Raw genomic sequence first — 13,125 nt, 5'->3', positions numbered from 1 at the left:
AAAAGAGCGCCCATTGGACGCTCATTGATAATTATGTACAACTACCACTTAACCCTGTAGAGCAATTTTATATTCGACCTAATCACCCATAACCTGACTCTCAATCCAATTAACAACTTCATTGGAAGGAATAGGTTTACTAATGAAATACCCCTGAACCTTATCACACTTCAATTCTTTCAACAAGGACAATTGTTCCTCTAATTCAACACCTTCTGCTACAACCTCTAATCCCATATCATGTCCAACTGAAATAATAGAACTTGTAATCGATATATCACCATTTCGACCTAGAAAACTATCTATAAATGATTTATCAATTTTCAAGGTTGTAATGGGTAATTGGCGCAAATAACTTAAGGAAGAATACCCTGTTCCAAAATCGTCTAAAGCGATCGCGATTCCTTTCTCTCTTAATAATTGTAATTTGGAAATATTTCTCTCTAAAGATTCCATGATAATGGATTCGGTGATCTCCAACTCCAGATACTCGGGGCTAAGACCAGTCTCTTCTAGTACCGTTAACACCATGCTTGTGAAAGCATCCTGCATCAATTGCACAACAGAAATATTGACAGATACACGGTATCCTTCATATCCTTGATCGTGAATATTTTTAATAAATACACATGCCGTCCTAAGCGCCCATTCGCCGATAGGGATGATCAGCTGACAATCTTCAGCCACCTTAATAAAGGTCAATGGCGATACAAAACCAAGTTCAGGATTATTCCAACGAATTAAAGCTTCGAATCCATACGTCTCTCCATTATGCAGATTAACTTGAGGTTGATATTGAAGGGAGAATTCTTGGTTCGTAATAGCATCTCTTAGATGACTCTCAATCACCATTCTTTCATTAAAGGAATCCTGCATCTTTTGATTATAAAAGACATATTCCCCTAAATGATTCGACTTTGCCTTATACATAGCCACATCTGCATTCATCAGGAGATCCTCAATATTTAACCCGTCCTCTGGATATTTAGCAATCCCTATACTTGCTGAAATATGTACTTGGCTCTCAGACAGCACAAAAGGTTCCTTAATGGATTGAATTAAGATCTCCGTAAATGTAATGACTTCATCATCTCCTTCAATATGAGTTAGTAGTATGACGAATTCATCACCACCAAAACGGAAGAACGCCTGATTCCCATCTGACAAGCTATTCAATCTTTCGCTAACCTTTACCAATAATTGATCCCCATACGTATGCCCCATGGAGTCATTGATATTCTTGAAATGATCAATATCCATAAATAATACAGCTGCCTTTATATCTACACCCTGCTCAACAAATCTTCCAAATTCGTTTTTTAATGATACTCGATTTGGCAACTCTGTTAATGCATCATGATACGCAAGTTCATGTAATTTTCGTTGCGATTGTTTCAATAATTCAATGTCTGTAATAGAGCCTGCCATTCGATAGATTTCTCCATTTGCATCGAAGAGAACTCTCCCTCTAACGAGAAACCACTTGTACACACCATTAGCTTGCATCATACGAATCTCACACTGATAAAATTCACTTTTACATAGCTTATGTTCTTCTAACGACTTCAAATACATTCTTAGATCATCTGGGTGAATCCGATCGGTAACCATCAAAGATTCAGAAATCCTACCCTCTTCCATCAACAATTCACGCCATCGCTGAGAATAAAAGTATTCATTCGTAAGATAGTCAATATCGCAGATTCCATCATTCGTAGCTTCTGTGATCAGGCGATACCTTTCTTCACTCCGTGAGAGGATTCCCTGATTTTCAACTAGCTTATCATATTGCTGTGTGAGTTCATCCTGTAACGCCGTGAGTTCCTCGTAGGTTGCTTCTAGCTCCTCATAACTCTTTTGTAGCTCCAGCTCAACTTCTTTCCGATCTGTTATATCTGTCATGGAACCTGCAAAACGTGTGTTAACACCATTGCGATCCCGCATCACTTTACCTCTTGCTTGAAACCACGTATAATTCCCTGACTTGTTCAACATCCGATATTCATTATAATAATACTGAGAGCTTCCCTCTAAATGTTCCTTTCTCTGCATGACTTCCCCCAGAATATCATCTGGATGAATGATCCGCATCCATCCCCCACGAGCCTCATTAAGCTCGCCCTTCTCATAACCTAATATTTCATACCATATATCTGGGAAGTAATACTCATCCGTTGCCATATCTACATCCCAAATAACAGCATCCGACCCATTGGCAGCAAGGGCAAATCGCTCATTGCTTTCTATCAGTTTTTTCTTTACTTTTTTAACTTGCTTAATATAAAATATCAGACTGCCTATCAGTAAAACTAGAACCACAAATACACTAATGGTACTGATCACAAGAACCTTATACTCTTCATAAAAGGAAAACGGCTTATTTATCACTTCGCTACCATCCGGCAGCTTGCTTAATGGGATGTTAAAGCGCTGAAGTTGTTCATAATCAACAACATTTCGACTTGTATTCTCGGTTATAAAAGGAATCTCATTAGGATTGTCTCCTTGAAGGATTTGAATTGCCAAATCTGCGGTACTCTTACCTAAAAGATAACCACTGAGCATATCCCCACCGATAGCACCATGATTTAAAGTGTAATCATAAATGCTATACATGGGAACTGCACTATTAGCACTCAATTCGCCGTAAAATTGCTCATACTCCATCGTTGTACCGGTAGCATCACTATAATAGGTCGTTACCAATAGAATACTGTCTGAATCAAGCTTATCAACTTTATTCATCAATTGGTTATAGCTAAGATTATTAAGTGGATAAACAGAAATTGGAATCCCCATGTTATAGAGCTTATCTAAGACAAGTCGCCCCGTAGAAATGCCGCTCTCCGAATTATCAAACAATACAAATACATTCTTAATGGATGGATCAATCTCCAGGGCCATATTAATCGTACCCGTTGGATCGATCGCTTCAATGATACCTGTGATATTATCACGATTCTGGATAATTTCATCTACTCCAGTCTGATTGACTCCGCTAAATACAATAGGTGCATCATCGAGTAATTCTTCTCGATGGCGGATTGCGAAATCCAATGCCACATCATCATTAGCGATAATCATATCAATAGAGACACCGTTATATTTATCCTTTATTCTTTCATAAAAATGCTCATGAGTTGACTCACTAGGATCACGCTTCCAGTCCATATATTCCGTATAGAGGACTGTTGTCAACTCAGATGTCTTCATCGTGTCTGAAATAGCATTCGTCACATCATCTGTCCATGCATACCCCTTATGATACGAGTTAATGATTAGGATATTCTTCCGTGGTATTTCCTCTCTATTCGTAGCAGATACAGTCGTATATGGCGCTATACTTATCAATAGGAATAGAACGATAAATATCTTGATGCCTATGCATTTAAGTCTAGCCATAAATCGATTTCCTCCATCTGTCTCCATTTAATAAGCAATCATAAAATCATGATGCGTAAATTGTCGAACCTTGCACTATCCTCAACTAATTCGTTAACTTCTAGCGTTCTTCCTTCTTATACACAAAAAAAAACATCTGAATCTTTAGACCCAGATGGAAATATTCAACGATATCCTCTTTTTCTACTGTCATACACTATTTCGGTATACATAAATCTTGGTTCGATACATATCTCTACATGTAATAATCTCGTCAGGTTGCCAGTCAGGTAATGCAAAACATATACTGATAACCATCGACTCTGGAGTTAGCTGTTCATAGAGAATATTACTCAAGCTCTTCATCGCCCCAGGGTATAAATAACAAAGTACTACATTAGCATTCGTGTACGGATAATTGTACAGATCGCCACGAACAAAAGTAACATTCTTCTGTTGGCTAAATCTTACTAAGAGTCTAGATACCCATAAAGGAATAGATGAATTCTCAATCCCAACAATCTGCCAACCCTTCGTATTCTTGGATACATCAAATGCAAGCGTTCCCCAACCTGAACCTGCTTCTACAAGTAGTCCCGGTTCTGTTACTTCATTGATCTTAGCTATAACAGCTCGTCTAACATAGGCGGATGAAGGCATAGGTGAAATCCCATTCTTCCAGCTAGTCAATACAATCGATATGACCGCTATCAGAACAGCCACTGCCAGTATACCCGATCCTATTCCATAGAGAGTGACTGCCATGAATGGGTTCCCTCCTTACTTCGGGCGTTCAATATCAAAGATTTCACCAATTTTGGCGTAGCTATTTCCTGCCAAGCGACTTACTGCCTTTAATCCATGAGGATCAATTCGTCCATTCTCCGTTATCTCATCTGCGATATGATATTGAACAACTCTACCAACGATTAGATCACAACCGGGGGAGTTCGTCCCTCCCAATTCTAAGATATGCTCCAGAACACACTCGAATCGTACCTTCGCTTCTTGAATACCAGGTACTTCAACCTTTTCACTAGTTACCGGTGTAAGCCCCGCCAATGTAATTTCACTTTCATCTGGTGGCAGGCTAGCGGCTGTCTGATTGATCTTCTCGACATTATCTTCGTCAACGATATGGATTACGAATTGTTGCAAATCCATAATATTGCGTGTCGTATCTTTTCGCTGCCCGCCAGTGCGCTGGATTGATAGTGAGATCAGTGGCGGATTAGAGGATACAATATTGAAATAGCTAAAAGGTGCTCCATTTAACGTTCCATCTTTAGCCAAGGTTGTAACAAATGCGATAGGTCGTGGAATAATGCTGCCTATCAACAATTTATAATTATCTCTTTCTGAAATTATAGATGGATCAATCGCTAGCAATATGATCACTCCTTATTTTGTTAATCTATTACCCGAACTTCAATCGGAATCAACTCTTGTTCAAGTCTTGCGCGATATTCTTCATATTGTGAGGGTAGCATCAATTGTTCACCCATTGTTTCTAGCGACTCATCATGTACAAAACCTGGTGGGTCCGTAGCAATTTCGAATAATATATCTCCTTGCTCCTTGAAATATATGGCGTTGAAATAATTTCTATCCTTCACAGGTGTTACCCCATATCCCTGACTAGCGATATGTTCTCTCCAAGCCAATTGATCCTCATCATCCTTGGCACGCCATGCTATATGATGGACCATACCGACACCCATTTGACCCCGTCCACTGGACGTTAATTTCAGATCAATTACATTTCCAATATCACTTGTTGAGCGAAAGCGAATTAGATCTCCTTCTTGTCCAACGAGTTCAAGTCCCATAACCTTTTCTAGTAATTCAGCTGTTTTGTCTGGTTGAGTAGATAATAACGTTGCCCCACCAAATCCTTTGATAGCAACATCAGCTGTCACTTTTCCAAAAGTCCACTCATTCTTGGCTCCTTCTTCTCGTTCCACGATTTCTAAATGAAGACCATGAGGATCATCGAATATTAAATATTGCTCACCGAAACGTTCCAACCTAGTGGTAGAAACCTGATATTCCTTCAGTCGATCTTCCCAAAATTTCATGGCCCCCACAGGAACAACATAAGAGGTTACACCGACCTGCCCATCACCTATTCTACCTTGTCGCGCACCCGCCCAGGGGAAAAAGGTTATGATTGTTCCAGGTTTCCCTCCCTGATCACCGAAATAAAGGTGATAGGTTCCTGGATCATCGAAATTAATTGTCTTTTTCACTAAACGTAATCCTAAAACACCTGCATAAAAATCAACATTTTCCTGTGGATGCCCCACAATCGCAGTGATGTGATGAATACCCATCATTTTATTTATCATCATAATAGTCCCCTTTTCAATATTATCAACATCTGATTATATCTTTAATCAAGTAATCTTTATTTTGAGATAATAGTAACAACAACCTTTCATTCTGTCAACATTTCGATGTTAGCGATACATCGTATCGCTTTAGGGTACCCATCTCTGCTGAATTAGGGGTCCTACCAACAAATGAAAAAAGCTAGCAAATAGACTAGCTTTTTTAAGTTTATTCATTTTGTAGTTTCTTTTTATGTTCTAAATGCAAAACACTCCAATCATGCATCACTTCTAAAACAGATTCAATAGATTTTCCGTACTCCGTAATGGAATATTCTACTTTTGGTGGAACCTGTGGGTAAATTTCTCGATGTACGATATCTTCTTCTTCTAACTCACGCAATTGCGTTGTTAGCATTTTCTGTGTGATGCCAGGAATTGCACGTTTTAGTTCATTAAAACGCATTACTTTATGTTCGAATAACAGAAGTAATATAATCGGTTTCCATTTTCCCACAATAATTTCTAACGCTTCATCAACTTTGCATGCCATTGCTTGTTTTTCCAAAACGTCATCTCCTTACAGTATCCTAAACGACACTATAACACTTTAAAGTGCGTACTGTTTTAAAAGTATCATTAGGTTCATACTAACACTAACAAAGAAAACAAGAAAGTGAGGCAATTAACATGGAACAATATCGAATTAAAAAAGAAGACGGAATCGAATTTGGATTATATACACTAGGAGATCATCTTCCCAATCCTCATACTGGGGAAAGAATTTCTGCGCAACAACGTATTCAGGAGATTATTGAATTAGCAAAATTAGCAGAGCAAGCAGGAATTCATTTCTTTAGTGTTGGTGAAAGTCATCAAGAATATTTTACAACTCAAGCACATTCTGTTATTTTAGCAGCAATTGCTCAAGCAACAGAGAGAATTAAGCTTTCAAGTGCTTCGACAATCATCAGTACTTTAGATCCTGTTCGAGTGTATGAGGATTTTGCAACACTCGACTTGATTTCAAATGGCCGTGCAGAAATTATTGCTGGTCGTGCATCACGTGTAGGTTTATTTGATTTGCTTGGATATGATTTAAAAGATTATGAAGAATTATATGAAGAAAAATTTGATTTGTTATTAAAAATAAATGAAAAAGAAATTATTAACTGGAGTGGAAAATTCCGTGCTTCATTAAAGAATGCAAAAATAATACCAAGACCGCTAAATGGATCACTACCAATATGGAGAGCAGTTGGTGGTCATGCTGCGAGTGCTATTAAAGCAGGTATTGCTGGTGTACCAATGCAAATTGCGATGTTAGGTGGTCCAGCAATTAACTTTAAATACTCAGTTGACGCTTATAGACAAACAGCCCAAGAACACGGACATGATCCATCAACGTTACCTGTTGCCGTAGCTGGATTCTTCTATGTAGCTGAGACAACACAACAAGCTCAAAAAGAAGTATACCCACATATCAATTTAGGAATGGAGTTAATCAATGGTCACGGCTATTCAAAACGTGGATTTGCTCAAGGCGCAGATAATCGTGATGTCTTGAATGTAGGTAGTCCGCAACAAATTATTGAAAAGATACTCTATCAGTATGAACTATTTGGGCACCAACGTTATATCGCTCAAATGGATTTTGGTGGAATACCATTTGATAAATTAATGAAAAATATAGAGTTTATCGGAAATGATATTTTACCTGCGCTAAAAAAATATACAGCAAAATAATAGGAGGTAACATTATGAAAATAGTTGGAATCTCAGGATCAATAGTTGGTTCTAAAACGAGAACGGCCATGAATTATGTTGAAAAAGAACTGCTGGATAAATACTCGGAAGTAGACTGGACACTTTTAGATTTAGCTGACTTTGATATTCAATTTAGTGATGGTCGAAATTATCTAGAGTATGAGGGTGATACTAGACTTATTACAAAAGCTATAATGGAAGCAGATGCGATTGTGATTGGTACACCTATATTCCAAGCATCTATTCCGGCAACGCTTAAAAATTTATTTGATTTACTGCCTGTGAATGCCTTACGAGATAAAATTGTCAGCATGGTTATTACAGCTGGTTCATCGAAACATTTCTTAATAGCTGAACAACAATTGAAGCCAATTCTATCATATATGAAGGCGCAAATCGTTCAAACTTATGTCTTTATAGAAGAAATGGATTTCCATCGTAAAGAAATAGTTAATGATGATATCTCCTTCCGTATTGCACGATTAGTTGAAGATACGGTTGTATTAACAGAAAGCTATGCAAAAATTCGTACAGACAAAGAGAATGAATACGATTTTTAAACTGATCAGACATTTTACACTTAAATGTAGCGTAGCCCTTTAATTTAAAATCTTATAATTGAACACGAAGAAAAATCCCTATTTTCAATATAAAGTAGGGATTTTTGTTTGATTCAAAACCAAAACCAGTGCTTGACGAAATAATCCAAGGTTGAAAATTGAAAAAGATCGCTAATCCTGTAATGTTGTAAGTCCTATCAAACAATAAAATTAACAAAAACTTTCATTCTGTCAACATTCCGATGATAGCGATACATCGTATCACTTTAAGGTAGCCATCTCTGCTGAAATTATTAAGAACATCGGTCATCGTCCGTTGGTGTGAACAGGGCGATAAGATCGACCACGAAGCTGTTAAGAGCGGATTGAAAACGATGCGTGATTGGCAAAATGAGATCATCAATTACCATCGTTGTCGATGGACGAATTCAACCGTAGAAGGTCGTCATAATCGTATCAAAGCTTATCAACGCCGTCATTACTTCACACGTAATCGTAATCGGCTAAACTAATTAATCAAGCACTGATTTCGAGGTTGAGCCTCAATTCTTTTACCTTATTATATTTTAAAAAAAGTGACCTTGATCTCTTCTCATTGTAGAGAAAATTTTGGTCACCTCAAAGTATTTATTCCTATTTGTTCATATACTCTTAAAATTTAATCAGTCCAGATGTATGCAGGAACACAAATACAACTAATATTGGAGCTACGAATCGTAACAAGAATAACCATATACGAAACCACCCTGCCGTGAGTCCAGCTTCATCTGCAACACCCTTATAGAAATATCCTGCAAATACAGTAACTATTAATCCACCCAGCGGTAATAATATATTTGACGCGAAGAAATCCATCCAATCAAACACTACCTTACCACCAATCGTTAGTTCGGGTAATACTCCTAATGACAAGGCTGCGGGAACACCCAGAATGAAACAACCTAGTATAATAATCCATACAGATGACTTTCTACTCCATCCAAAGCGATCCATCGTAAATGCAACGGGAACTTCTAACAAGGATACTGTAGACGTTAAAGCTGCGATCGCTAATAGGAGAAAGAACAGACCTCCAAAGAAAGCCCCAAACGGCATAGCCGAGAATGCAGCTGGTAATGCAATAAACACAAGCCCAGGCCCCTGACCTGGATCTATGCCAAAGGCAAAGGTCGTAGGGAAAATAATCAGCCCAGCTATAAGTGCATAAAGTAAATCACCGCCTGCAATAGCAAGGGTACCCGCTCCAAGAGATTGACTCTTCTTTACGTAAGAGCCGTAGGTAATCATCGTTCCCATACCAAGGGATAACGAGAAGAACGCATGACCCAAGGCAACTAGTGCCGATTCCTCATTCAATTTCGAGAAGTCAGGACTAAGAAAAAAGGATACCCCCGAACCTGCACCTGGGAGTGTTAAAGCTCGTACCATGATGATGACTAAGAGGGCTAGCATCCCTGGGATTAATACTTTATTAAATTTCTCAATCCCACCTGAAACTCCCTTCATAACAACAAAAGCAACCAACAATAACACGACGATCTGCCAGACAATTGGATAATAACCAGACATAAATCCATTGAACTGTCCGGTAAAATCTGAATTCGAGAACAATTTCCCACTAAATGATAACATGGCATAATGTAACGTCCAACCTGCGACTATAGCGTAGAATGACATGATAATAAACGGTGCAATAACCGATATCATGCCTAATCCACTCCACACCTTACTACCACTAAGTTTATAATATGATGATGAAGCACTACCACGTCCACCTCGACCGATAGCTAGCTCTGCTAGGAGCACAGGTAACCCAACGATAACCAAACAAGCAATGAATAATATGAAAAAGGCAGCTCCACCGTATTGTCCTGTAATATATGGGAATTTCCACATATTACCCAGACCCACTGCACTACCAATAGCAGCAAATATAAATCCAGATGAAGAGAATCGATCATCCTTACTTGATGATTGATTTATATTGTTTATATGCAAATCTCCCACTCTCCCCTATTAATATTCGACCTAGTCATACGCTAAGTTCTCTAGTTAATTTAAATATTGTACTAGAGTAAACATCATATAGATAGCTAGATTCTCGTCTTATTTATGTCCATTTTTCATCAAATTATAGTTTTCTAATATTATTAATATTTATATAAATAACTTCATTGATTGTTAATTATATTTAAATTATACTATTGTAAATGGGTTAAATTGGATGTTAGAAGGAGTGAATCTATTCGATGCAACTACAACCTGGATTACCCGAGGAAGTTGGAATGTCTACAGCTAGAGTATCTTTGGTTAACGAATTAGCTGAGAGTATGGTAGTGGATCATATCACATCTGCAGAGGTTATTGTAGCGGCAAGAAGAGGCGTAATCGTTACTCATCAAGCCTATGGGCATTTAACACCAAATCCAGTATCGCCTGTTCTCGATGAACTGGCTTTATTTCCTCTGTGTTCCATTACAAAAGTGTTTACCGCAACTTGCATCATGATGCTCGTCGAGCAAGGTGTAATCGGGCTGAATAGACCCGTTATGGATTATATTCCAGAATTCAAAGGTAAGGGTAAAGAAGATATCCGCATCTATCACCTACTTACTCATACATCAGGGATTCGTGATGAAGATCTCTCAACCTATATTGACCAGAATCATTCTTCTATATCCATTCCTCCACGAGATGAGAATCAGGACGAGTATATTCATACCCGGCTCAACCTTGGTTACGAAGTTCCCCTCTGGAGGAAACCAGGAGAAGTCATGTCCTATTGGGGATATGGCTATGAACTACTCGGTGAGATCATCCGTCGGGTTAGTGGCATCTCCTACCCGCAATTTGTGCAGAAGTACATTTTCGAGCCATTGGGTATGAAAGATTCCTTCTTCAACGTACCTCATGCAGAAAGGTATCGCATCGTCAAACGTTCCCCTAACGATCCGTGCGCTGAATGGATCGAGACAGAATCAAGTATCAATTCTGTCTCAGCTGCAGGTGGCATCTATTCAACAGCCATGGACTTATGTATATTTGCACAAATGTTCTTGAATAAAGGAATCTATAACGGGCAACGAGTGTTAAGTCCAATATCTGTCATAGAAATGACTAAGAACCATATCCCGGGGGTAGCTTCAGAATATCGGGATGAGACTTTTCCAGAAGCCTATTGGGGATACGGTTGGGGCATTAATGGTACCAAGAAAGACGGTGGGGATTTATTCTCTCCACAAGCCTATTCCCATTGGGGTGCGGCGGGCGTATTCGTTGCTGTAGACCCTGTATATGACATTGCCATCATTCACTTTACCGTGGAGAGAGACCTCCAAAAACCTTTTAAAAATATGTACACCGATTATATCAATAATGCCGTCCTGGCAGCTATTGAGGAATTGTAAACTTTCATATATTTATTAAAAAAAGGCGCCATCCGAAACGTAGAATATTCTACGTTTCGGATAGTGCCTTCTTAAATATGCTTCTACTTCTTATTCGCAATATGAACCTTCAACAGTTTACCTTTAATCGTCGTATCCTTCATCACTTGAAGAACTAACGGGCCCTTACCATTCAATATTTCAACATAAGATACATTATCTTGAATCGTAATGATACCTATATCATCGGCTGTCACGCCTTCAATTTTGGCAATGGTACCAACGAAGTCTACCGCTCTGATCTTCTTTTTCTTACCGCCATTGAAATATAGCTTCGTAATTTCTTTATTTAATTGTTCATTTTTCGCTTGTTTCGGAGTTGGCTCGATTCCCATTTTCCCCTGAAAAGATGCCATTTTATACGTTACATCACCTTTGGAAGGAGGATTCACCTTATTGATAGCAAACCCAATATAATCCTCTATTTCAGTCAGGAACTTCTCTTCATAAGGGGTGACGAATGAGATTGCTTTACCCTTCTTACCGGCACGGCCCGTTCTTCCTGTACGATGTACATAACTTTCCTTCTCCATCGGTAGATCATAGTTAATGACATGCGTGATATTATCAATATCGATCCCTCTCGCAGCAACATCCGTAGCTACCAGATAGCGGAATTGACCTCTTCTGAAATCATTCATGACTTCAAATCGATCCTCTTGGAGCATACCTCCATGGATTTTGGCAGAAGTATAGTTAGCATTGGTTAATTGTTCACTCACTTGATTCACATGCTCTTGTGTCCGGCAGAATATAATACAACTATCTGGATTCTCAACAACCGTTATATCCTTGAGCAAGCTGAATTTCTCTGATTCTCGCACTTCATATAAAGAATGCTCGATGGTTTCCGTCGTAATCCCTGTAGCTTTAATCTCTACAACAACTGGATTGCTCATATATTTATAACAAAGTTTCTCTACATCCTTCGGTAACGTTGCTGAGAACAACATGGTCATTCGTTCTTTCGGTAGCTTCTCAATAATGGACTCTACCTGCTGAATGAATCCCATATTCAACATTTCATCTGCCTCATCGATGACAAGATATTCTAAACGATCAAGTACAAACGTTCCTCTTTCAATATGATCTAACACACGACCAGGTGTCCCAACCACCACATGACTTTTCTGTTTCAACTCGGCCGTTTGTTTCGCATAAGGCGATTTACCATAAAGTGGCGTTGCTTTAATTCGTTTGAAGCGTCCAATATTCGTAATATCCTCTGTTACTTGCACTGCTAACTCACGCGTAGGGGTTAAGATCAACGCCTGCGGCTTATTCTCTTTCCAATCCACCATATCACAAATCGGAATACCAAAAGATGCCGTCTTCCCGCTACCCGTTTGCGATTTCACGACAAGATCCTGTCTGTCTAAAGCCATCGGAATCACTTCGCGTTGTACTTCTGTTGGTTGATGATATCCTAAGCTATCTAGTGCTCGTACTATTTCTTCACTCAATGTATAGTCTGTAAATTCCTGATTGCTCATGTTTTGACCTCTTCTATTCTAAATTATTTACCTTATGGATATAGGTTTCCACGAATTGCCTACCATATATACTCTAGTATACTCGAAATTAGGTAAATATTTCAGAACTTCTTGGGTAGAAGCAATAGAAAAATAGACACCTTCCCTT

Annotated in this window: 10 protein-coding genes and 1 pseudogene; 4 read left to right on the top strand and 7 right to left on the bottom strand. The window is 38.7% G+C overall.

The features are described from left to right. Nucleotides 1-78 precede the first annotated feature (78 nt). The 5 genes from LPB68_RS13215 to LPB68_RS13195 all read right to left on the bottom strand — a co-directional run bounded on the left by LPB68_RS13215 (nt 79) and on the right by LPB68_RS13195 (nt 6,279). Nucleotides 79-3,402: an ABC transporter substrate binding protein gene (locus LPB68_RS13215; RefSeq protein ID WP_068660457.1), complete on the bottom strand. Its 3,324-nt coding sequence runs from the start codon at nt 3,400-3,402 to the stop codon at nt 79-81. Nucleotides 3,403-3,591: 189 nt separating this feature from the next. After that, nucleotides 3,592-4,146 (bottom strand): class I SAM-dependent methyltransferase, encoded by a 555-nt coding sequence (locus LPB68_RS13210; RefSeq protein WP_068660458.1) that lies wholly within the window; start codon nt 4,144-4,146, stop codon nt 3,592-3,594. Nucleotides 4,147-4,161: 15 nt separating this feature from the next. After that, nucleotides 4,162-4,770 carry a flavin reductase family protein gene (locus tag LPB68_RS13205; RefSeq protein WP_068660460.1) on the bottom strand — a complete coding sequence of 203 codons (609 nt, stop codon included), beginning with the start codon at nt 4,768-4,770 and terminating at the stop codon, nt 4,162-4,164. 20 nt (nt 4,771-4,790) lie between these two features. Continuing rightward, the gene (locus tag LPB68_RS13200) at nt 4,791-5,729 is read right to left on the bottom strand and encodes a ring-cleaving dioxygenase (RefSeq protein WP_068660462.1); all 939 of its coding nucleotides are present in this window, start codon (nt 5,727-5,729) and stop codon (nt 4,791-4,793) included. A 211-nt stretch (nt 5,730-5,940) separates the two neighbouring features. Further along, complete coding sequence (locus tag LPB68_RS13195; RefSeq protein ID WP_068660464.1) at nt 5,941-6,279, bottom strand: winged helix-turn-helix transcriptional regulator; 339 nt, start codon at nt 6,277-6,279, stop codon at nt 5,941-5,943. 122 nt (nt 6,280-6,401) lie between these two features. On the opposite strand from LPB68_RS13195, the gene LPB68_RS13190 reads away from it, so the two are divergent. The 3 genes and pseudogenes from LPB68_RS13190 to LPB68_RS22340 form a co-directional block, all read left to right on the top strand. Further along, complete coding sequence (locus LPB68_RS13190) at nt 6,402-7,457, top strand: LLM class flavin-dependent oxidoreductase (RefSeq protein ID WP_068660466.1); 1,056 nt, start codon at nt 6,402-6,404, stop codon at nt 7,455-7,457. A 14-nt stretch (nt 7,458-7,471) separates the two neighbouring features. Continuing rightward, entirely contained in the window at nt 7,472-8,038 is a 567-nt protein-coding gene (locus tag LPB68_RS13185) for an NADPH-dependent FMN reductase (protein WP_068660467.1), read from the top strand. A 314-nt stretch (nt 8,039-8,352) separates the two neighbouring features. Next, nucleotides 8,353-8,550 (top strand): annotated as a pseudogene (locus LPB68_RS22340) (transposase); the annotation flags it as partial. A 139-nt stretch (nt 8,551-8,689) separates the two neighbouring features. Here LPB68_RS22340 and LPB68_RS13180 read toward each other — a convergent pair. After that, entirely contained in the window at nt 8,690-10,036 is a 1,347-nt protein-coding gene (locus tag LPB68_RS13180) for a sodium-dependent transporter (protein ID WP_068660469.1), read from the bottom strand. Between the two features lie 251 nt (nt 10,037-10,287). On the opposite strand from LPB68_RS13180, the gene LPB68_RS13175 reads away from it, so the two are divergent. Continuing rightward, nucleotides 10,288-11,445, top strand: coding sequence for a serine hydrolase domain-containing protein (locus tag LPB68_RS13175; protein ID WP_068660471.1), 1,158 nt, complete (start codon nt 10,288-10,290; stop codon nt 11,443-11,445). Nucleotides 11,446-11,528: 83 nt separating this feature from the next. Here the strand turns inward: LPB68_RS13175 and LPB68_RS13170 are convergent, their stop codons facing one another. Continuing rightward, nucleotides 11,529-12,977, bottom strand: a complete 1,449-nt coding sequence (locus LPB68_RS13170; protein ID WP_068660473.1) for a DEAD/DEAH box helicase — start codon at nt 12,975-12,977, stop codon at nt 11,529-11,531. Nucleotides 12,978-13,125: the final 148 nt, after the last annotated feature.

It is taken from the genome of Paenibacillus crassostreae (genome assembly GCF_001857945.1).
GTDB lineage: Bacteria > Bacillota > Bacilli > Paenibacillales > Paenibacillaceae > Paenibacillus_AQ > Paenibacillus_AQ crassostreae.
This window is presented reverse-complemented; position numbering and strand designations above follow the sequence as displayed.